A 23525-nucleotide genomic window follows, 5' to 3' on the forward strand; every position below is an offset into this window, starting at 1 on the left:
ATCTTCTGGTGTTTCATCAACTAATGCATCTAGTTCGTCATTCTCCAGTTCATCAGATTCATCCTCCTGCTCTGGCAAGTTATCTTCGTGTGTTTCATCTAATAAAGCATCGATATCATCACCAGCTAGATCATCAGACTCTTCTTCTAGTTCCGGCAACGTATCTTCTTGCGCTTCATCTAATAAAGCATCAATATCATCACCGTCGAGCGTATCTGACTCTTCGTTAATTTCAGCTAGCGCATCGTCTTGCACTTCATTTAACAAAGCGTCAATATCATCCCCCGCAAGCTCAGTGCTTGGTTCTTCAAAATCAGGCAGCGCATCATCGTCAGCATCTTGAGAGGCATCAATTAGCGCATCGATATCATCAGCATCGACTAAACTCTCACTATCAAAGTTGCCACTAAATTCGGGTTCTTCGTCTAGCGCACCGTCAAGGATTGACTCGATATCATCATTGTCTGTAACAGAGTCAGCTTGCTCATCAGCAAGTTCTTCACTCAGGGCTGCAAGGGCGTCATCGCTAACATCAATTTCTTCGTCTTGAGACTCATTGAACAAATCATCTAGATCGCTGTCACTTAGAAGATCTTGGCCATCATCAACATCAAGCGAAACTTCATCACCGGTCTCGTCGAAGCTCTGTTGCATAAAGTCTTCGTCATGATCATCATCAAACGAAATATCTTCATTAAGTAAGCTATCCAATTCATCTTGATCTAACGTATCGCTTCCTTCATCGAAGTCATCATCGAGTGAGTCAAAGGTAATTTCATCGTCTTCAGGTAAGATGTCGTCATCTAACTGTACGCTTGCGTCCAGTGCATCTTCTTCGTCGCCCATTCCGATATCAAGAGGGTCTGGCTCAGGGTCAAATGCAGTGGCAGCGGTTGCTGCTCCCGCCGCAGCAGCACCTGCTGCCACCGATGGTGTTTGTGGAAGAAAATCGTCGTCATCTGTCGACGCTTGAGGTTGGTTTCTTCGACGTAGAAACATAACTAATCCAGCTATCGCCAATAGTGCTGGTAATGTGGCAAGTAACGCAATTCCAGCTGCCGAGCTAAAGAATGCGCTTAATTCACCGCTTTCTTGCGCTTTTGCTTGAGCGGCCTGTTGGTCAATCATTTCATTTTGCAAGTCAATAACAGCCTTGAGCTGTTGCTGGATTTCGCTATCTTTACCAAGTTGGGTACGAACCGTTTGAAGCTCATTAGAAATGGCGCCGAGCTGCTGCTTTAACTTATTGTTTTCAGATAGGATTTCTTCAACATTACGCACTGAGGATTTGAACTCTTTTTGTAAGTCCATCAGGCGCATGTCCTGTTCCATCTTTAAAGAGCGCAGTTGATTAGTCAGGTCTTCTTTTGCTTCTTCAACATCGACTTTTCGAGCTTGTGTAACCTTTTTTTCAGCTTCGTTTATCGCATTTGGATTCAATAATCCCTTACGCTTCATCTCCCAAAGCTTATCATCTTGATCGGACTTTTGCTTTGCCAACTCAGGGTTAACACTACGAATTTCATCGATGGTGGGAATACGTAAATACGTCCCATGCTGCATATGGTTGAGGTTTTTATCTAGAAATGAATTAGGATTTTTATCATAAAGCGCTTTCATCACCTGATAAATGGTGACCGAGTCATCTGGTCGCACTTTTTGTGCTATACGCCACAATGTATCCGTAGGCCTGATTGGCCCTATTGACCGACCTTGAGCCCCATAATCAACCCCTTTAGGGCCTTTTAACACCACTCCCTCTTGGGTATATACTGGTGTGGCAATCAGTGCGAATACAAAGATACTAAATAAGGCTAAACCGCGCATGCCGATCCTTTACTCAAATGTTTAACACCCGTTAAACGACATTTTATTATTATGGCTTTGAAGCAAGCTCTATTCCAAATGCAAACTATAAACCAGATATGTTGGAATATCCATTGCAACGTATTGAAAGGTAACATGGTTATAATGCTTTTTACTGATTTTGAAAAGCTGATATAAGTGAAGAATAGTCAAGTATTTGACTTAACGGCAAACTTCTCGGCAGAAGTTTGCCGTTATGGCGCAGAAAAGTAAGCAATACTCTGCTTACTTTTCGATATCAATGGGTACTTATAGATAGCTTTCTATCAAGGCTTCAGCGATTTGAATGCTATTTGTTGCGGCACCTTTTCTGGTGTTATCTGATACCACCCATAAGTTTAAGCCCAGTGGATGTGAAATATCTTGCCTTACACGACCCACATAAACAGTATCGCTACCACTTGCGTCACTTACCGGTGTTGGATAATCGTTTTCGTCTTCAATTAGCTCAACGCCCGGCGCATCAGCAAGTAACTGCTTAACGTGTTCAAGATCGTAAGGCATGCGTGTTTCAAGGTGAATAGTCTCAGCATGACCAAAAAACACAGGAACGCGAACCGCTGTCGGGTTAACCAAAATACTCGAATCGCCCAATATTTTTTGCGTCTCCCACACCATCTTCATTTCTTCTTTGGTGTAACCATTTTCTTGGAACGCATCAATTTGGGGAATGACGTTAAAAGCGATTTGTTTGCTAAACACTTCGTTTTCCATCGGTCTTGCATTCATTAAGTTTGCAGTTTGCTTAGCCAACTCATCTACCGCTTCTTTACCTGCGCCAGATACCGCTTGGTAAGTTGAGACATTAATTCTGTCAATACCATAGGCATCATAAATTGGTTTCAGTGCCACTAGCATTTGAATTGTAGAGCAGTTTGGGTTAGCAATGATGTTGCGATTTCTAAAATCGGCAAGACTGTCTTTATTCACCTCAGGAACCACTAATGGAATATCAAAGTCGTATCTAAAATGTGAGGTGTTATCTATCACAATGCAGCCAGCTTCAGCGGCGATTGGTGCATACTTCTCCGACACGGAACCACCTGCTGAAAACAAACCGATATGGGCATTAGAAAAATCAAACTCTTCAACATCCAGAACTTCGATTTTTTCACCCATAAAGTCAATTTCTTCACCCGCGCTTCGGCTACTCGCGAGTGGGTATAAAGTGTCTACAGGAAATTTTCGTTCCGCTAGTAATTCGATAATTTGCTTGCCAACAAGACCTGTTGCGCCAAGTACCGCAACATTATATTTTTGCGACATTATTTTTCCTCATTCTGTAATATACCAACCACAGCACTTAACTCTTGTGCTCAGAAAAGCCAAGTTGGTAAAGCTTTTCACTGATTGGTGAGTCATTATTGACTGCAATTGTACTAAATTCTCGACGCACGGGATATGCTTTACGCAAGGTATCAAAGCCCAATGTGTTTAGCTGTTTTCTCATGATGCCATCATCACGACGAATGTCATAAACAAGATGCGCTAAATTGACAATATCCTGCTCGTTGGCTGTGCTTTGCAATTGGCAGCCTGTGACACTTGGCTTAGGGAGAAAATCACTAATCGTTTTGCTGGCTGGTAAATCGAATTCTCGGCATACGGCTTCGTATAACATTTGCGTGCCTCGTGCCTTGCCTTCTAGCGTATGGCCGGCAATATGCACAGATGCAAAGCGAGTATACTTTAACAACGGCTGTAAAATATTCGGCTCATTTTCCCAAACATCTAAGATCAGCTCGAGCGCTTGCCCACCCTCTACCGCGCGCAAAAGCGCTTGATTATCGATGACATCTCCACGGCTTGCATTGACTATCACCGTCCCCGGTTTTAATGCAGCTATCCGCGAAGCATCAAGTAGATGAACTGTCTTATGAGGACCCTGCTTAACTAATGGAACGTGAAATGTCACAATATCCGCACGAGCCAAGGCTTCATCTAAAGCTACATGTGAATCCAATGTCCTCGCTTGCTGCCTTACGGGGTCACACAATAATATCGTAAGACCAAGTCCTTTAAGCTTTGATGCCAAACACGCGCCAATATTACCAACACCAATGATGGCAATCGTTTTATCTTGAAGTGGCGTGGAGGTTTCTTGTGCGTATGCAAGTAGAGCGCTTATCACGTACTCGGCAACAGCTATCGCATTGCAGCCAGGTGCGCTGCTGAACGAAATATTGGCGCTGTCCAGCAATGAGGTATCAATATGATCAATTCCGATTGTCGCAGTCCCAACAAACTTCAGTCTATCTGCTTGTGCTAACAGGGCCTTGTTGACCTTAGTAACTGAGCGAGTCAACAGAATATCGACATTTTTTAGCTCGTCAGGTTGAAGGCTACGGCCATCAAACCGAGTTACCTCACCAATTTCACGGAAGAATGACTCAACTAAGGGCATATTTTGATCAGCTAATATTCGCATGCGGGTTTCCTGTCACCTATTGTCTCGAGTACTCGGGCGATAACACATCGCCTAAGTCGAGTTTAACATGGCAAGGTAGACGACTAATAATAAAACCTTTTATTTTGTGTCACCGCTTTATTGCAACCAAAAGCTATTGCAAAAAACATCACACAGCATACAAAAACGACCGCCCCCTTTAGACTTAACCAGCCACCTGAGTCAAGTAAAGGGCAAAATGTCATGGCCAGCACGTTAATACAACACAGCAATAAGGCCCAACGAGTATAAGCACGGTAGCCAAGTAATGCGGCAAACAAACTACTAAAAACATTAAAAATTACCGCTTCAGGAAAGAGGTGAAAGGCCGACAACATGGCCGCAAAGGCCAAAATAGTGATTAGATAAAAAATGCTCTGCTGCATCTCGTTTCTCCTTAACATGGACAGCAATACCAACCGCCACACTAGGTCGTGGCGGTAAATCCTAACTGACATAGCGACTAAGAAAATGGACTGCATTTGCACTCCTTAGCAATTCTTAAAAGCACCATTTTGTCGCTATGCTTAACCCAATTGTAGAAACATTAACGTGTATTTCAATGCAAATCAGACATGAAGTTTTGGCAATTATAATGCACAGATAACGAACTTCTCTGAAAGAAAATTCATGTGCATTTTCGTCACATTGCACTACGTTCATTACACTTAAATATCGATCAGTAATGAATAACGTTGAAAATTCTCTCAGGTTGTAGCTGGGGTGTAATCAATAACTTTTAAATTACTGACATGAGAAGCATGACTCATTTAACACTCAGATTAAGTACAAAACGTAAATAATATGTCCCAACAAGGCATCAACTAATTCGCATACAGGGTATGAAGACGCTTGAAATATCAGCGTTAACCAGCTAGTCTAACTGGGTGGTCAGACCTCTTATAAGGAAGAACAACATGACACTTATATTTGTTCTCGCGTTGTTAGCCTTGCTCAGTGCAGCAAGCTATCATCGCGCAAGCTGGAATACCGCTCTAGGTATTGCAGCAGTTACAATGCTAGTTGGCACCTTTGCTGGTGCATTTGGCATTATCTCTTGGTTAATTTTCTTAGCGATTGTTATTCCGCTTTCAGTAACGAACCTACGTCAGCAGTACATCGTGGCTCCGGCATTTAAAGCGTTCAAAAAAGTAACGCCGACAATGTCAGAAACCGAAAAGTCAGCGATTGATGCAGGTACTACTTGGTGGGAAGCCGACCTATTTTGTGGTAACCCAAACTGGGATAAACTTCATCAGTTTCCAAAGCCACGTTTGAGCGTTGAAGAGCAAGCGTTTTTGGATGGTCCGGTGGAAGAAGTGTGTGCCATGCTTAACGATTGGGAAGCAACACACGAACTGACGGACTTACCGCAAGACGTGTGGCAATACTTAAAAGACAACAAGTTCTTTGCGATGATCATCAAAAAGCAATACGGTGGTCTTGAGTTTTCAGCTTACGCGCAATCTTGTGTACTACAAAAGCTTACCAGTAAATCAACTTTACTTTCGTCTATCGTGGGCGTACCTAACTCGTTGGGCCCAGGTGAACTACTTCAGCACTACGGTACTGACGAGCAAAAAGAACACTACTTACCTCGCCTAGCAGTGGGTGATGAAATTCCTTGTTTTGCATTAACGTCACCAGAAGCGGGCTCTGATGCTTCATCTATCCCTGACTTTGGTGTGGTATGTAAAGGCGAATGGGAAGGTGAAGAAGTATTAGGTATTAGCCTAACGTGGAACAAACGTTATATTACTTTAGCACCTGTTGCGACTGTACTTGGTCTGGCGTTTAAGATGCGCGACCCGGACGGTCTATTAGGTGATAAAGAAGAGCTAGGTATTACTTGTGCGCTTATTCCGACAAACACTCCAGGTGTAAAAATTGGTCGTCGCCACTTCCCTCTAAATGTGCCATTCCAAAATGGTCCAACACAAGGTGAGAACGTGTTTGTACCACTCGACTTCATTATCGGTGGCGCAAAAATGGCAGGACAAGGCTGGCGCATGCTGGTTGAGTGTTTGTCGGTTGGTCGTGTTATTACGCTACCTTCAAACTCTGCCGGTGGTATTAAATCCCTTGCAGTTGCAAGTGGCGCATACAGTCGCATTCGCCGCCAGTTCAAACTTCCTATCGGTAAGATGGAAGGGATTGAAGAGGCACTAGCGAAACTTGGTGGCTATGCGTATAGCTCTGATGCTGCGGTGACTATGTCAACTGGCGCAGTAGATTTAGGTGAAAAACCTTCGGTTGTTTCTGCCATTTTGAAGTACCACCTAACCGAGCAAATGCGAGCTTCCACCATCCATGCTATGGATATTCATGGTGGTAAAGGGATTTGTCTAGGTCCAAACAACTACGTTGGCCGTGGTTACCAAGGTGCACCAATTGCAATTACGGTAGAAGGTGCAAACATCCTAACCCGTAACATGATCATCTACGGTCAAGGCGCTATTCGTTGCCATCCATTTGTACTGGCTGAACTTGAAGCTTGCTCTATCAAAGATAAACAAGAAGCACTTGATAGCTTCGATAAATCCTTGATGGGTCACATCGGTTTCACTATGTCGAACTTGGTAAGAACTAAGTGGTTAGCCCTAACCGGTGCACGTTTCACCAAAGTACCATTTAACGATGAAACCGCGGTTTATTATCGTAATGCTGCTCGTTACAGTGCATCATTGGCATTAATGTCTGATATTTGTATGGCTGTATTTGGTGGCTCACTTAAGCGTAAAGAGCGCATTTCTGCACGTTTGGGCGACTTATTAAGCTACCTTTATTTGGTGTCTGCAACGCTTAAGCGCTATAACGATGAAGGTCGTCGTAAAGAAGACTTACCGTTTGTACAATGGTCTTGTCAGGAGCACCTGTACCTTTGTCAACGTGCCCTTGCTGACTTGATCAACAACATGCCTTCTGCTGCATTACGTGGCCTGTTGAAAGTGGTCCTGTTCCCATTTGGTCGTCCGGTTCGTAAACCAACCGACAAAATGGAGCACAAGCTTGCTCAGCTACTTCAAGTACCTAGCGAAACGCGTGATCGCCTTGCAACACACATCTACTTAAAAGATGAGCCACTGTGCTTGCTTGGTAAGCAAGAGCAAACGCTAAAAGACATTCTTGCCGTAGAGCCGTTATTTGAAAAAGTATGCCGTGGTACTGGTAAAAAGTTACCGTTTATGCAACTTGATAAAGTAGCAGCAATGGGGCTTGAAGCTGGCGTACTAAGCGAAGACGAAGCAGCTAAATTGACTGCCGTTGAAGCGAAGCGTCTTGCCGTTATCAACGTTGATGACTTTGACCCTGAAGAGTTACTTGCTGGTAAAGCAAGAACTAAGGAATCAAGTAAAGCAGACGCAGCATAACTATTTTTGTTTAGGTGGTGTGATCCATACTACCCTAGCAATTAGCGTGGATATAAAGGTCAGAATTTTCTGGCCTTTTTTCTTGGCAGATTAGAGCCGGGGGAACACAGCTCTAGTAATCAGTGATTTAAAATAAATATCGCACCTTAAACGTCACTAAGTCTTGCACTGGCTGTTGCCATAAATCGGCAACACTACCAAACCAATCTCTGCGCCCGACTTGAGACTTTTCAAGTGTCGAAAAGTTTGCACCTCCTCGTTGATACACTAAAAAAATGTCTGAATATGCACCCATGCGATAACGCAGTTTTATCTGGCTTGCTAAGCGCCTGTCGTCAAAACTGGTGTCACCATGAATTTCGCGAAGCTCGCCATTGGTAATTTGATAAATCGTCTTACTTTGCGCTTCTAGTACCGTCCACTGTAGCGAACCACTGAGTTCAAGGTCATCGGTGATCCGGCCATTAAATTCAAATTTATTGGAAAACTCATCCCTGTCGTATTCACTCAAGCGGTTTTGCCCGTTTGCCATCAGCCAACCATCACCGCTTCTAAAGAAATTACTCAACTTAAGGTTCCAGTTGTAATGTGGCATCCACGTCAAATCCACGGCGTACTGCTGTGCTGAGCCTGATATTCCTTCTTGGTCAAGCTCTATACTTGCAGCCCAAGAAAAGTCTCCCACATAAGGGCTTTGATAAAATACCCGAGACTCCACACGACTTGGCATCTCAAACATCTCAGTGCCTCGCCCTAAGTTGTCTTGTTTACCGCTGGTGTAATAATCTAGCCCGAGATTGAGCTGACCACCATTTGCCAGCAAAAACTGCGCTAAATATGCTTGTCTGGCCGCTAAGTCTGTTCCAGCATTATTTTGCTCATGCCTCAGTGTGAGTGACTGCTTTAATCTGGTAAACCAGCTGTCTTTTGGGTGCATCGAGTATTCACCATAAAGCTCACTCACCTGCCAGTCATTGCGTTTCATATAGCCGAGATCACGATTATCAAATTCGTCATCCACTGCAAAGTAGCGCGCAGCGAACTTTGTCTGTAACGACTGTTGATACTCCGCCTCTAGCGATACACCTTGACCTGTAACACCTTGCTTTTGTGTTTCTACCTCAGTTTGTAATAGCGCGCCTTTGAAAGACCAAGTATCACTACGATACTGGCCATCAAGGGCATAACTCATAGCATCACGCTCAAGAAACGGCCTGTCTGTTTTGGTCGCAAGCACACCAGCCTGCCAATCTTGCGTGCGATAATTAGCTCTTGCTGCAAAAAACTGCTTACCAATATCGTCCGAAAAGTCTGACTCAGACACAGCAAAAGTACCAAATTGTACCGACTTTCCTTTATGTACAAATCGTAGCGCCGCATCTATGGGGGTGATCGCGCGTGTACCATTATCACTTGATGCCCCTATACGACGAGTATGAATAAGCTTAGTGCTTTCAAGTGCAGCAACTTCAAACAGGCTGATATCTTGGGTGAAAAATGGACGTTTATCGGTGCGAAGCGTTTCTACGGCCGAATAATTCACATCAACATCATCGATATCCACCTGACCAAAGTCAGGATTCACAGCAAGACTCACCTTCTGATGATGAGAAGGCTTGTAGAATAAATCAAAACCAACATCGGACTGGTGCTGGCGCTCGGAAGGCGAAGTGCTTAGAGGTGCAAATTGAGCTTGATGCGCAAAGTAAGGCACAAATGCCAATTGAGAATGCGCGGGGATGTGTGCTGCGATCTTTGGCATAGACAAGAAGAAGTCGTTGTTTGCTGTTGTATCCTCATGGTTTGCATAGATAAAATTACTTTTAAGCTCATATAATTGTACCGAAACCCCAATATTTTTAAGCCCCTGCTCATCTCCCGGCTGAAACGACACGGTATGCCAAGGGATCAATAATTCTGTGGTCCAATACGTATCGTCAATGTGATTGGCATAGTGCCAGTCCCCATCCCAATCGTAATCCACGTTTAAGCTCGGGGTTACAACACCATCTTGCGAGCCGCCACCTAATGTCACCGAGAATTGATATGCACTACTGCCGTCACCTGAAAAGTCCACAACTACCCGATTGAAGTCAGCTTGCATAAAGCGGTCATGGATATTGAATTGTCGCTTACGCTCGGCTTTATTCTGAAGGTTTTTAATACCAATATAAACACCGTCGGCGGTTGCAAAGGCTTTTGCTGTAATTTTGTCATTGGCAGATGCCAAAGTTACAGGCACAACCTGAACAAATTGTTCAAAGTGCGTAGCAGAACCCCACTGCGCTTCATTTAACTTACCATCAATCACGATAGGTTCCGCAAGTACAGCTCCTGCCATCATGGGATAACTTAAACCAAGCCAAAATTTATTGCTTTTATTCATACATACTTTCCTCAGAGTTATGCCTGCTATTGCAACAAACTTTGCCGTAAAAAGTTCTTAACTTTTTCTGAAGAAAGTTGACTTAACCTTTATAAACATTGACTTAATCTTAAGAAACGCTAACGTTATGGGAACAATTGGTTTTGATTATTGAAATTGGTACTCAGCGTGCAGGCACAGGAAGTAGAGATGGTTTGTTTTGGACATTGGCAGTTTGATCTCCAGCAAGACTGCCTAACACATAGGCAAAGCCAAGAAACCGTAAAACTTGAGCCACAAATGGCAAGGTTACTCGCACTTTTTATTGAGCATCATAACGAAGTACTAGAGAAATATTGGCTTACTGAGAAGCTATGGCAACACGCGGTTGTCGAACCTAATAGCCTTTATCAGCTACTGACTAAACTGCGAAAAGTGCTTGGGGATGACCCTAAAAACCCGATTTATATCAAAACTATCCCCAAACGGGGTTATCGTTTTATCGCGCCACTGACAAGCCATGATAAGGTGTCTCAGCATACGATAAAACCCGTAAAAACAATAACCAAATCCCATTTTTTCTCTTTTAGCACTGTCGTTATGGCAGTGTTATGCTTTGGCGCAATCGCCTTTTTTAATCAAACACCGACTGAAAAAACACCGCCACGCTACGAAACCTCGAGCCTTAGCCATGATCTAGGCCTTGAATTTGACGTTGATGCCCACCGAAGCCAAGATCTCATCGCCTACATTAAAGATTTTACTCATCTTGTGATTGCCAACAAACAAGGCTATCAATTAAATGCACACCATTTCGACTCTCGTATTAGTTTTCCAAGTTGGAGCCCCGACTCAGATAAGCTGGCGTTCTGGCAATATCAAGGCAGTGGCTGTCAACTTCATGTGATGACTGCTGCGGGGCAATTTTTCCACAGTTCTCAAATTATTCCCTGCCAGGTTGGTACTAAACCTGTTTGGAAAAATGATAAGGAACTTATTTTAACGTTCGGTCAATACAATGCAAAAGCAGCGCATCTTTACCGGCTAGAGTCCCATCAAATGGTCAAACTGCCACTCGCTTTGGCAGCCAATGAGCAGTTAAAAATGGCGATTCGAGGTTGGGGAGGCAAAACCTATTACTTAGTGCAAGATAAACAGAGGTTGGCAAGACTTCAAACACTCGATGGCACGGTTCATATAGAATGGCCTGTCCCTGTGACTTCCGTGGCATTTGATAATTATCATCAAGCCGTGATTGCGAGTCAATATGGCAGCTTGTCACGGCACTTTAGAGACGGTGACATTCAGGCTATAAAGGAAACAGAAATTGGCTTATACACAAGCTTCTCAAGCGATGATCGCGGCGATATATTCGCGGCATTGGAGAGTTTTCAAGTTAATATCAAAGACCGAGACGATCTCCCCTTATTTTCAAGCTCAAGCATCGATTACCTGCCACTGACCAACAGCTTGGGGGAAACGGCATTTATGTCGAGGCGCAGCGGTGTATGCGAGGTGTATCTATATCGCGATGATAGAATCAGCCAGCTTTCTTTTCATCAGGGGCATGAATACGTTGGTTTTTTAGTATGGAGTCCAGAGCTGAGCTATTTGGCCTCAAACCGTGATAACGACTTAGTGATATACGACCGAAAACGCCCACTCACCCAGTTCGACTCTCAGCTGAGTCAGCCTGTCAAAAACATGGGCTGGATAGATGAGCAAACACTATGGGCTTATGACGGCGAAACATTAAACCAATACAGTTTGTCTGGGGCGCTTATCAGCAGCCATCAAAGCGCAGCGGATTTTGTCTTTTATCACCCCAAAAGACAAACCTGGTTTGTGCTACAACAAGACCTACTGCTGGAGTACGAGACGCTCTTCGAAAGCGACTCAGAAGCATTAAATAAATATACCCTAGACCACAAGCAAACCAATCAATTTAGCAACTTAAGAATTCGTGGCAACGACATCTATTGGCAATCTGCTTGGTCAAACGAGGATTACATCTGGCAACTCACATTGATGCCAGAGCAAAACCCTACACTTAAAAAGGTCGGCCACCTGATTTGGCACTACGATATCGACGCCCTTGGCAATCTGCTCATAGCAAAAATGGAGAGTATCGAAGGCGATATCAAAAAATTGACTCGCCTTTCTGAAGCTGCGAACTAGCAGTTGGTATTACCAAAGCACATACGCGGTATAGCTCAGTACTAAGGTGCTGAGCCAAGTCATGGCTAAATGTTGTGGACCTTTTAATGCACTTAACACTAAAAGCGGCAAAAATGCATAGGGTAACAGACTCACTACACTCAGTCCTAATAACATGTAAACAGGCACTGAAAAACAGACAGCAGCCGTCAGTACAATAATCCAGATACTCTGCTTTGCCGGTTGCAGCTTATCTATACTCAACCAATATGCAGTGCGGCCATAGACTTCAGGTTTGAGATCAATGGCAAGGCTCGACCACCATAATAGATTTAACGTCACCAGACCCGGAACGTAATTTGCCATCAGATCGGGGCGCTCTGCGCTTAAAATCGCACCAAACCATAGCACCAACACACTCATCACAATGCGCCAAAGCAACACAAAATAGTGGTTGTAAGCAAAACTCAGCCAAAATGTAGGCAACCCTTTAACCATTACTGATACCGTCACTTTACGCGGTAGCAAAACTGCACAGCCAATCGCTATTAGGTTTACAGCAGCCAAATACCAAGTAATTTCGATAACAGCAAAACTGATAATTGCCGTTATCAATAGCCCAATACTGGTCCCCAAGGGCCGATAAATAAAGCAAAGGGCAACGAAGAATTGCGTCACCGCAAAAAGCAGTAATTGCCACGCTTGTGTGATTTTCTCAATTCCAATTGAGTAGCAGAGAATTAGCGTCATCAATAATAAGGGGTGAACAACCAGTACGGACAACCCATCCGCCACTTTTTGATGGACGGAATGATGCAGTATCGTGTGGTGGTAATTTCTATGCGCTTTATCCAACACTGCATCTCGAAACACAAATAGAATAAAGCTTTGTGCCGCAAGTAATCCCCATACAATTTGTACCTGTGCAGCTGGATTATCACTTTCTACAATTTTACCTATACCCATAAATAGTATTGCGATAAAACCTAGCAGATAAACTTGAAACAACGCAGCTATCATCAAGCCAAATTGCTGAAGTTGCTGACTTATCGCTTGCAGCGATAAGGAAAAAGATGCTTTCCTGTAGCGATAGTAATAAAGCATATTAGCTCCCCAGCTTTGGTGCTAAGGGAACAGAGTTAAATCCAACTTGTAAAAAAGGTTCAGGCTCATGACTTGTCATCAGCACCATGCCTGCGTAGTTTTGAGCAAGTTCAACAATATACTCGCAGCCTGCCGCGTCCAAAGCCGCAGTAGGCTCATCGAGCAATAAATAAGGGGTATTACGCATCAAGGCATTTATAAGCTGAAGCTTCTTTTTATTACCAGAGGAGAGATCCGCGTAGCGCGTCATTAAAAAGGTTTCAAACTGAAAGTCGTTTACCAGCTGCGAAGGAAAATCACATTGCCATGCAGTTGATGTGAGAGTTAATAACTCCTTTGCACGCAAAAAAGCAGGAAATGGAATGTTGTCTGACGCAAGTGCAACAAGTGTTTGGCGTTTCTCGATTTTCTTGTCTTGTAAAAGAATGTCGCCATTGAACGCATCATCAAGTCCAGCAATCATGCACAGTAAGGTGGTTTTCCCTACGCCATTCGGTGCCGCTAAACAAATTCTATTATGCTCAAACTGTTGTGAGTAATTGTCAAACAATACCTCTTTGGAGAAGCTTTTACTTAAAGATTTTATCGTTATCATCTTGCCCTACACTATAAATCCAAATAGGGATTTATATTTATGTTTAAAAATGTAGTTGTCATAAAACTTAACTTATTACAAAAGCCAATATTTATCACCTAGTTAGAAAGTAAAATGGCGTATAAGACGTACCTTATTTTGTAACAAAGCCTTACACGCTACATTTTTTAACACCTTATAAACATCATTAAGTAACCTTTCATTTTTCCATCCTATACTCTTGCTCCGAAATCGCTTGATTAACGACCTATGTTCAAAATATTGATAAAGGAGATCAACTATGAACTTTCGTATCCTAACAGCAGCCACCCTATCCCTATTAGCAGTTGCATGTTCGTCTGAAGATATCGAGACCGCCAACTTCGGTTCTGATATCTATAAAAACCAATATAACTTGGTTAATGCCACCGATTATGAAATTGCATTTCACCTTGCTAATACTGAGCTAGACGGTGATGAGCGAAATGTCGCTGATGATAAATATCGCGTCAAAGTACTCGCTTCCGGTTCAGAACCCGTACGCATAACACACGAACATAACACCAACCGTGAAATCAGTTTTTATGCTGAGTCAGTCAATAAGCTTGGCATGGTAGAACAAGAAAAAATTAAGGTAAGTAATGACCGAGATTATCACTTTGTTGTAATGCAGGATAGTAACGATACCTTAGATATAAAGGTTGTTAGAAAGTCTAAAGATGATCACGATAATAAATTTACCGTACGAGTATTAGCTTCAAAAACAATGACATTAAATATTAACGGTTCAGACGTTGAATTTGATAAAGGAGAAGTCAGTAGTTGGTATCAAGTGGATGACTGTAATCAAGATATTATGATGGGGGATGAGGTTATAAGCCTTTGCAATGCGTCACTAGACCGCTCTTACTTACTCGTCGTCGGTGAAACTGGATTAATGAGCACCGTTTTAGAATACTAATTAATCATCGCCTTTGAGGCTGCTGATATTCCGGCAACCTCAAAGGTTAGCCGTCTAGATTTATATTTATAACGCATTTTTTATTCACAAAAAATTCAACTTTCTGCCGAAATAAGTCAATTCTATTCATTTTCAGATCCGACCACACAAAATAGTGACATTTGTCATAAGTCAGTTTTATTAAACTTTCCACGCTCAATAAAAATAGAGTTTTAGCTTTAAAAATCAATTAATTCTTTATATCTCATAAAGATAAAAAATAGCTATTAACAACTCCATATTGCAATCATTTTATAACATTTCAATTATGTTAACGTTAGATTTAATTAACATTAAAATGTCAAATTTTTCGTGTTGACACCCTGAAAACTCAGGCTTAACCTAGCCGCCGTTCTTAAAACACAACAATCAAAAAATCACATTTAATATTTTTTATTTACAAATAAAATAATCTTGTAACAAAGATAGCGACAATAGTATCGCGACAAAGCCGGCCAAGTTAACGGATTGGCACACACGGGACGTTGGTTAAGTAGTACTCGCCTCTAACAAGTATGATTGGGTTTTCTAAACCGTTTCCCGTCATACAAAAATATAAGCATTGTGAAAATCACAATCGGATTCATTATTTTAGTCAGAGTAGGAAAGTCATGAACCAGTACAACACAGAAAAGGAAGCAATTCAGGTCGAGAAAAAGCTCGGTAGTATTGTTTTCATCTCGCAAGATCAACCACTTTCTCTGGAATCAGTGCAAGATTACGCAGCTCAGCCCTTGTCCAAAGTAAAATTGGACGAATTGGCACTAAAAGCTAGAATCGAGCAGAACCGTCAATACCTAGACAACAAATTAGCAAATCAAGAAGATATATACGGCGTAACGACTGGTTTTGGTAACTCAGCAAGTAACCGTATTTCGACTTCTCTCTCTGAAGAATTACAACAAAACCTCATTGCTTATCATGGCTGTGGCGTTGGTGATTACCTTTCAGAGTCTGATTGTGCTGCGACTTTATTGATCCGCATGAACTGTAATGCCAAAGGCTTTTCAGGCGTTAGTTGGGAATTGCTGGCGCAAATGGAAACCTTCCTAAACAACCGCATCATCCCAGCTATCCCTTCTATGGGCTCAGTAGGCGCGAGTGGCGACTTAACACCACTTTCTTATGTCGGTGCCGCACTTGGTGGTAAGCGTAAGGTGTACTATCAAGGACAACTACGGGATACCGCTGAAGTATTAGAAGAGCTAAACATTACGCCATATAAGCTAAAGCCGAAGGAGGGCTTAGCTATCATGAATGGTACTTCGGTTATGTCTGCCATTGCCACCAATGCGTTAAAAGATATCCGCCGTGGCATTGATTTAAGCTGTAAACTGATCGCGCTTTATGTGGAACTTATCGAAGGTCGTGCATCACCATTCCATAAACGCGTACACGAACTTAAACCACACCGCGGTCAACAGATCTGCGCAGAGAAAATTCTAGAACGCTTGACTAACGTCGATCAGCGTTTAGGTCGCAGAAATCGCACCGATGACAACATTGAGTTTGGCAAGCAAGAAACGTTCAGGTTACAAGATAGCTACTCAATTCGCTGCTCTCCGCAAGTATTAGGTCCATTAATTGATGCTGAGATGTGGGCATCACAAATCCTAACGACTGAAATCAACTCAGTGAACGATAACCCACTATTTGATGATGAGAACGATCTCATCCTTAACGCGGGTCATTTCTACGGAGGTCACGTTGCAGCGGTGTGCGATACCCTCAAGCCACTCGTTGCAAACATGGGCGCGTTACTAGAGCGTGAATTAGGCATTTTGGTTGACGATCGTCTTAACGGTGGAATTTCTAACAACTTGGTTGCGCGTGAAGATCTTGGCGATAAAGCTTGGGTACACCACGGCTTCAAAGCAATGCAAATTACCTCTTCTTCTCTTGTTGCAGAAGCACTTAAAAATGCAGGCCCTATGTCGGTATTTTCACGCACAACAGAAGCACTAAACCAAGACATCGTCAGCATGGGCACCATCGCCGCACGTGACCTTCGTCGTATTACAGATCTTATCAAGCCAGTTATTGCTATTCAGGCAATGGCGATCCGCCAGGCGTTTTATGTCGATGGGAAAGATGCTAAAGCAGAAAAGCTCAACCCACTTTCTCGCGAGTTTTTCGACGAAATTAGCAGCAACTTCCAGCCAGTAATCGAAGATAGGCCGATGGATGTCGAAATCAACAATATGGTTAACGCCCTATTTAATGAGCAATAACCCTCTTTAAGTCATTTTTGAGATGACGATAACGCTATAGCTGGCAGCTTCGCTGCGGCCAGCTAGGGCTTATTGTTGCTCAAAAACCGCTAATGAGACGTAAACCACACACCATAAAAATGAAAAGGATATAAAAATGAGTAACTTAGAATCAATAACACAATTTATTAAACAAGACATCATTGTAGACAATTTAGAAGTGGTAGATAGCATTGATGAAATCGAAGATGATGCTCAACTTATCGGTGACGGTCTCGATCTAGACAGCATCGAGGTGCTCGATCTTGTGGTATCTATCGAGAAAAAATACAACCTTAAGTTCAAAGATTACCCAGAACAAACCATTCAAGAAAAAATGAAAAACGTCAGCACCTTAGCTAGCTTTGTTCACGAACAAGTTGAAGCACAAACAACAGCTGAAGCTTGTTGATCTGACCGTAACCATTTTCGCTTGGAAGGACACCATGCAAACATACAGTGCCATTCGTTCAACACTCATGCAACTGATTGAAGCTGAGTTAGAAGTAGATAAAGAACAACTAGACGTAATAAGTGACGACGCCAATTTAATTGAAGCGCCACTATTTCTCGACTCGGTCGACCTTATGCAGTTATCTGCTGCATGTAAAAAAGCGTTCCAATTAAAAGACTTGGGCGAATTGAGCACTGTAACTTTGACGACACTAACACGTCAAATAGCGTTAAGCTTAACGCAACAAAAACAAGTAACCCCCTTGGAGACTTGGGCAGATCAAGTCACCTCTCTCGAAGAGACCGATTTACTAGCATTGATACAGCGTAGTCTAGAGTGTGAGATCACCGGTCAGGCTCGCCTTATCAAAGATGGCACGCCCTGCGATATCATTGTGAGCACTATGGTGTTATTAGCACACAATATCACTCCGATATTAAGTGCGAATGCGGCCACGAACGCTAGTGCATTTAGCTGGCAAGAACTCGCGCTTGCCAATCAAGAAGTAGAAAGTCCGTTTCGCTCCATGACGGCATTTTTACAACACCATAGCGATAAGACAATTGGCTTTGAAACGTCAGGCAGCACAGGCAAGCCACAAACTTGGCATAAATCCATCGCCTCACTCCATGCTGAAGCCGTCACCTTTGCCGACACTTTCTCGTTTGACGCAGTAGATTATTTTTGTGCTTGCGTTGATATCCGCCACATGTTCGGCTTTATTTGGGCATTTATGCTCCCTCTGCAGCTTGGCAAACCGGTGTGTTACGAACTCGGTTCAACACCGGATTTACAACCTCTAAAAGACAAACAGGTAGGTGTGATCTTAACACCAACTATGTTTGACTTTGTGGCCGATCAATTAACCCAAAACCACTGCTACTTAATAAGCTCAGGTGCACCATTCAAAGGTGAGAAAGAGCAAAAACTTGCCGACCTTATTTCTTACTTATCACTTCCATTACAAGCTTTTGAAGTACTAGGAAGCACTGAAACCGGCGGTATCGGCTATCGTCCATTAGGTAACAATGAAACGCACTTTACCAAATTCACTGCGGTCGATATTTATCAAAATGCCGAGCGCAAAACCATGTTGAGGTCGCCATTTTTAGTGGCTAATTGTGAAGAGTTTGAGCTCAAAGATAAGCTGATTTTCAGCAATGAAAGTCAATTCACACATGGTGGGCGCGCAGACCAAATATTTAAATATGCAGGTAAACGCTACTCGCTACAAAGTATAGAAAAAATCCTCCAAGAACGATTTGTGGGGCTTCGCCATCGCGTGTTTTTTATCGAGGACAATAACAATAATAAAGGGGGCGAGCTGGTCGCCTTTGTCGAAGGACTATCTTGCATCCCTACACTTCAGGACATCAGAAGTTGGTTTAAAGATTTACCCACGCCGCAGGTTCATTTTTTGGCGCAGTTTCCAGAAAACGAGCTCGGCAAAATCACCCTCTCGGCACTACAGGAATGCGTACATGAATAATAAACAACAAACTTTCATTACTGGTTATGGTGTGCTTTGTGCAGCGGGCGAGAATCGCCAAGCGCTGCTAACTAGCATCAAGGAAAACCGCACTGGTATTGACCGCATCAATCGTTTCGACACACAGGGACTAACACACAATGTTGGGGCACTCGCTATTAACTACGAGAACCACAGCGCAGAACATTTTGATATGGACCTGGCGAGCCAATACGCTATCCATACCGTTACAGAAGCACTTGAGCATGCAAACCTAGCCTTAACTCAGATAGACAGTACTCGTGTGGCATTTATTCTCGGTAATGCAAATTGCGGTATGTTTTCATTAATGGAGAGCCTTAAAGGTCAGCATCAACTGGGATTTAAGTTTTATCCACCGCATCAAATTGCAACCGATGTCAGCCGCCACTTTGGTATTCAAGGCCCTGTAATGACCTTCACCTCAGCCTGTACCGCAAGTAGCAGTGCCATTGCTTTTGCTAAGCAACTTATCGAAAATGACCAAGCCGATGTCGTCATTGCTGGCGGTGCGGATGCTCTAAGCGATCTGGTTTACGGCGGCTTTCAGTCGGTACAGTCCTTGAGTCCTGAACCTTGTGCTCCGTACAGCGAAAAAATGGGATTAAGTTTAGGTGAAGGCGCAGGGTTTTTAGTCTTTGAATCGCAAACACATGCCAATAAGCGTAACGCAACGCTGCGATATCAATTGCTCGCGACAGGGTCAAGCTTAGATGCTCACCACGCTACAGCACCTAACCCCGAGGGCGATGGTGTACGCCGTGCTTTTACGCAGACATTGTCCTATGCCCCCGTTGCGGCAAGTGATATTGAATATATCAACAGCCACGGGACTGGTACGCCAGCAAATGATGGCGCAGAACTAAAAGGGATCCAATCAGCCATTGGTGCGCAGGCCATGCGCGATGTCTCAGTTTCAAGTAGTAAATCTTACTTTGGTCATACCCTTGGTGCCGCTGGTGCCGTAGAACTTATTTCAACCTTGGTCAGCCAGGATGAGGGACTTCTACCAGCAACACTGGGTGTCGACTCAATAAGATCTTGTTGCCAAGCGTATCAATTAGTAACCAATCAGGCGAAGCCTCAGGTTGTTGATGTTTTTGCGGTGACTAACTCAGCGTTTGGTGGCCACAATACCAGCATGCTACTCAGTAAACACCAGAAAACGTCGATTAACACGGCGCCAAAACCGGTGTATCTACTTGCCGCCACCAGCCTATCAGATACTGAAGTGTACCATGCTAGACAAAATAGCACCGACCACTTTGCTGAATTTAACTTAAAACAGCAGTTCCCTGCACTTTTCCAGCGCCGTACACCGTGTGTTGCCCAATTTGCTTTAGGTGCCTGTCAATTTACCTTACAAGACAGTGAGCTCGATCTGGCTCAATTACCACTGCCTGAATTCGCAGCCTACTACGCTAATCCCATTGGCTCGCTGGAAACCTTAGATAAAAACCTCGCATCATTTCAAGATGGCATTGCAGAGCTAAAAAGTACGCACTTCCCCAATACCGTCGTCAATGCCACATTAGGGCAACTGGCACTCGGCTTCGGCTTTAAAAACTCGGCCACTTGTGTGAGTGATTTAGGCAATGACTTTCTACATGCGCTTTGGAGCGCAACTCTTGATATGCGTGAAGGCCGAAGTCGATATGCGATGGTATGTAGCTCGCAAGACGATACTGCGCTCTCGCAGCAAGTCTGGGCTGCACATCAATTCCAAGCAGATATCGGGCATTTTTCCAGCGCGGCACTCTTGTCAACCAGCGAGGTGTTACCGGCAGGCTACCAACCTCTCGCAGAACTCATTGATTTTATTCAAATCAATGATGCGCAGGAACATCAAGCATTAGACAAATTATTGGCAAGCAATGCTAAGAAGCTGGGCCAAGTGGGTAAGGTCGTGTTAAGTACTCATCACGACGACGCATTTGCCACCATTGCAGCAAGCTTGGACAGCCATTTACCACAAGCTCAACTTATAAAATATCAACCACAAACCACGCCTCTACACAGTACAGAATTAGCAGTGCGTGCGCTAATGCATGCACTCAACACCCCAGCTGGTGATACCGAGTTAGATCAAACCCTACTCCTAAGCGTTAATCTCGCGGGAAGTATGACGGGATGTATTTTACGAACAGTAAGGAAATAAGATGACGACCGTGATCGAAGTGAAGAACTTAAGGAAGGTCTACAAAAGAACACGAAAAGTTGCCGTCGATGACGTCTCTTTTAGCGTTAGCGAAGGCGAATGTTTTGGACTCCTTGGGCCCAATGGCGCCGGAAAAACCACGACGTTGGAAATACTTCAGGGCTTGCGTAGTGCAACGTCAGGTGAAGTGACGTTATTTGGTCTTAATTGGAAGCAACACGAAACCAAACTTCGCGGCCTTATGGGTGGCGTGATGCAACACAATAACCTCTACGAAAAACTCAAAGTAAAAGAGTGCGTCGAGCTATTTGCCAGCTTTTATCCAAGCTACACGCCAATTGATACGCTGCTTGAGCGCTTCAATTTAAGTGAGAAAAAAGACGCTTGGCTAAGCGAACTCAGTGGTGGACAAAAGCAACGCGTATTTTTGGCGATGGCAGTGGTTGGCCAGCCCAAGTTGGTGTTTTTAGATGAGCCAACTACGGGACTTGACCCCACAAGTCGTCAAGAGTTTTGGCACATCATTAAAGATCTCAAAGAAGCCGGAACCTGTGTGATGTTAACGACGCACTACATGGATGAGGCTGAGTTCTTATGCGACAACTTAGCCATCATTAATTCAGGTCAAATCATAGAGTCAGGCGCGCCAAGCGACATTATTAATCGCACCTTTGAGACTCCGGTGATTAAAGAACCCAGAAAAGCCACACTCAACGACGTATTTTTGAAACTCACAGGTTCCACGATGGAGAGGGAAAGTTATGCCTGAGTTAAGTCAAACTAAGTTATATCCATTTTGGCAATTAATGATGGTCAATATTCGACCTTTTTTCCGTGATAAAGCGGTATTGCTATGGACATTCGGTTTACCTATTTTTATCGCCCTATTGTTGATCCAAGCCTTCTCCGGTGGACCAAAAATGTCTCCTATGAATGTGGTGGTGATGCATGGCGAGCAAATTGAACAGAAATGGCTTAAAGCGATGGAGGAAGATCCACTCGTTACCATTACCCGCCTCTCACAAACCGATTCTATTGTGCTGGAAGACAGCTTTGCTTCTGCTCAGCTGGCGGAAGTGATCAGCTCACCAGGCTCAGTGCTGCGTAAGCTGCAAAATGAGGTGAGCCCTGAAGTTTACCTTGCCCCCAACGCTATGTTTTCTACTCATAACTCCGATGAGTCATTAATGGCACGTAACTATCTATTGCGTCTTAAAGCGCAAGCTAACGGCGAAGAGATGCAAAGCAATGTCATTAGCGTCAAAGGTTATCGTTACACTGACTGGTTGATCCCTGGGATCATCGTGTTACAAGTTCTTGGTTTAGCACTGGTGTCGATTGCCAACAGTTTAGTGTCGGACAGACAAAACGGCTTTTTTAAACGCCTACGCCTTTCTCCTTTCAAGCGCCGTGATTACATCATTGGGATCGTGCTCGCACGCTTATTCTTACTGGTGTTCCAAATGCTGATTCTGTTCGTCGCATTTCACTTTTTATTTGGTTACACACTGCAAGGAAACGTGCTGGATATCATTGCGGTAATGGCACTCGGTTCATTTTGTATCTGTATGCTCGGCGTGTTAGTCGGCGCCCGTAGCCAACGGGTTGAAGTCTCATCAGGGATAGCAAACTTACTTTACTTTCCGTTGATGTTCTTATCGGGCATTTATTTCGACACCGCTAACTTCCCCACTCTACTGCGAGAAATCGTTTCGTTACTGCCAACCACTGCGTTTTTGGATGCACTGCGCTTAGTCGCAAACCAAGGGGTTGAACTGGCTGCAGTAAGTCGTCAGCTGATTATTTTAGGCGTCACCAGCGTGGTGTTCTTCCTCATCGTTTACTTCTGCTTTGACTGGGGAGATGAAAAATCATGATCACCGATAACTTGCCGCACAAGGCACCATTTAAGTTTGCAGACAAGATAATCGAACATTCACCAGGAGAGATGATTGTTGGACTAAAGTTTGTCTCGCATAACGAACCTGGCCTGCAAGGACATTTTCCGGATGAGCCTATTTTCCCTGGTGTGTTAATCATTGAGACTATGGCGCAGATCAGCGGCTTGTGCTGCAACAACACGCACAAAGGGGGCATGCTGTCTTCCATAGAAAAAGCCAAATTTAGTCGCCCTGTTCGTCCCGGCGAAATCATTAAAGTAACGGCAAAACTAGAAACTGAATTTGGTGCGATGGCGCGCTTTAAAGCACAAGCACACGTTGAAGATGAGTTGGTTGCAAAAGCCGAACTCACGATTGTTTACACGGATTAAGG

At 43.7% G+C, this 23525-nt stretch carries 17 protein-coding genes; 10 read left to right on the plus strand and 7 right to left on the minus strand.

The features are described 5' to 3' along the window. The 4 genes from CWC03_RS20390 to CWC03_RS20405 all read right to left on the minus strand — a co-directional run. Positions 1 to 1827: FimV/HubP family polar landmark protein (locus CWC03_RS20390; RefSeq protein WP_283234902.1), on the minus strand; the 1827-nt coding region annotated here is incomplete at its 3' end. Between the two features lie 288 nt (positions 1828 to 2115). After that, the gene (locus CWC03_RS20395) at positions 2116 to 3132 is read right to left on the minus strand and encodes an aspartate-semialdehyde dehydrogenase (RefSeq protein ID WP_138583435.1); all 1017 of its coding nucleotides are present in this window, start codon (positions 3130 to 3132) and stop codon (positions 2116 to 2118) included. A gap of 37 nt (positions 3133 to 3169) precedes the next feature. Beyond that, entirely contained in the window at positions 3170 to 4294 is a 1125-nt protein-coding gene (locus CWC03_RS20400) for a 4-phosphoerythronate dehydrogenase (protein ID WP_138583436.1), read from the minus strand. Between the two features lie 83 nt (positions 4295 to 4377). Then, a complete protein-coding gene (locus tag CWC03_RS20405; RefSeq protein WP_249314091.1) occupies positions 4378 to 4794 on the minus strand; it encodes a DUF6419 family natural product biosynthesis protein in 417 nt (138 codons plus the stop codon). 435 nt (positions 4795 to 5229) lie between these two features. Here CWC03_RS20405 and fadE point away from each other — a divergent pair, with 435 nt between their 5' ends. Next, a complete protein-coding gene (gene fadE / locus CWC03_RS20410) occupies positions 5230 to 7683 on the plus strand; it encodes an acyl-CoA dehydrogenase FadE (RefSeq protein ID WP_039496080.1) in 2454 nt (817 codons plus the stop codon). 127 nt (positions 7684 to 7810) lie between these two features. On the opposite strand, the gene CWC03_RS20415 is transcribed toward fadE, so the two are convergent. Further along, positions 7811 to 10069, minus strand: coding sequence for a DUF5916 domain-containing protein (locus CWC03_RS20415; RefSeq protein ID WP_138583437.1), 2259 nt, complete (start codon positions 10067 to 10069; stop codon positions 7811 to 7813). A 150-nt stretch (positions 10070 to 10219) separates the two neighbouring features. On the opposite strand from CWC03_RS20415, the gene CWC03_RS20420 reads away from it, so the two are divergent. Next, on the plus strand, positions 10220 to 12226 hold the full coding sequence (locus CWC03_RS20420; RefSeq protein WP_249314092.1) for a winged helix-turn-helix domain-containing protein: 2007 nt from the start codon (positions 10220 to 10222) through the stop codon (positions 12224 to 12226). Between the two features lie 9 nt (positions 12227 to 12235). Here CWC03_RS20420 and CWC03_RS20425 read toward each other — a convergent pair whose 3' ends face one another. Beyond that, positions 12236 to 13309 (minus strand): DUF6136 family protein, encoded by a 1074-nt coding sequence (locus tag CWC03_RS20425; protein WP_138583438.1) that lies wholly within the window; start codon positions 13307 to 13309, stop codon positions 12236 to 12238. Between the two features lies 1 nt (position 13310). After that, positions 13311 to 13904, minus strand: coding sequence for an ABC transporter ATP-binding protein (locus tag CWC03_RS20430; RefSeq protein ID WP_138583439.1), 594 nt, complete (start codon positions 13902 to 13904; stop codon positions 13311 to 13313). Positions 13905 to 14184: 280 nt separating this feature from the next. On the opposite strand from CWC03_RS20430, the gene CWC03_RS20435 reads away from it, so the two are divergent. From CWC03_RS20435 to fabZ, 8 genes are all read left to right on the plus strand, one after another. Next, a complete protein-coding gene (locus CWC03_RS20435; protein WP_138583440.1) occupies positions 14185 to 14844 on the plus strand; it encodes a hypothetical protein in 660 nt (219 codons plus the stop codon). A 650-nt stretch (positions 14845 to 15494) separates the two neighbouring features. After that, a complete protein-coding gene (locus CWC03_RS20440; protein ID WP_138583441.1) occupies positions 15495 to 17114 on the plus strand; it encodes an HAL/PAL/TAL family ammonia-lyase in 1620 nt (539 codons plus the stop codon). A gap of 136 nt (positions 17115 to 17250) precedes the next feature. Continuing rightward, positions 17251 to 17544, plus strand: coding sequence for an acyl carrier protein (locus CWC03_RS20445; RefSeq protein ID WP_138583442.1), 294 nt, complete (start codon positions 17251 to 17253; stop codon positions 17542 to 17544). Between the two features lie 34 nt (positions 17545 to 17578). Then, the gene (locus tag CWC03_RS20450; RefSeq protein WP_138583443.1) at positions 17579 to 19075 is read left to right on the plus strand and encodes an AMP-binding protein; all 1497 of its coding nucleotides are present in this window, start codon (positions 17579 to 17581) and stop codon (positions 19073 to 19075) included. After that, complete coding sequence (locus CWC03_RS20455) at positions 19068 to 21251, plus strand: beta-ketoacyl-[acyl-carrier-protein] synthase family protein (protein WP_138583444.1); 2184 nt, start codon at positions 19068 to 19070, stop codon at positions 21249 to 21251. Before CWC03_RS20450 ends, CWC03_RS20455 begins: the two co-directional genes overlap by 8 nt. A gap of 1 nt (position 21252) precedes the next feature. Continuing rightward, positions 21253 to 22020 (plus strand): ABC transporter ATP-binding protein, encoded by a 768-nt coding sequence (locus CWC03_RS20460; RefSeq protein WP_138583445.1) that lies wholly within the window; start codon positions 21253 to 21255, stop codon positions 22018 to 22020. Continuing rightward, on the plus strand, positions 22013 to 23128 hold the full coding sequence (locus CWC03_RS20465; RefSeq protein WP_138583446.1) for an ABC transporter permease: 1116 nt from the start codon (positions 22013 to 22015) through the stop codon (positions 23126 to 23128). The genes CWC03_RS20460 and CWC03_RS20465 overlap by 8 nt, the downstream gene beginning before the upstream one ends. Beyond that, on the plus strand, positions 23125 to 23523 hold the full coding sequence (gene fabZ, locus CWC03_RS20470; protein WP_010369411.1) for a 3-hydroxyacyl-ACP dehydratase FabZ: 399 nt from the start codon (positions 23125 to 23127) through the stop codon (positions 23521 to 23523). The genes CWC03_RS20465 and fabZ overlap by 4 nt, the downstream gene beginning before the upstream one ends. The last annotated feature ends 2 nt before the right edge of the window (positions 23524 to 23525 follow it).

This window comes from Pseudoalteromonas sp. S2755 (assembly GCF_005886535.1).
Lineage (GTDB): Bacteria > Pseudomonadota > Gammaproteobacteria > Enterobacterales > Alteromonadaceae > Pseudoalteromonas.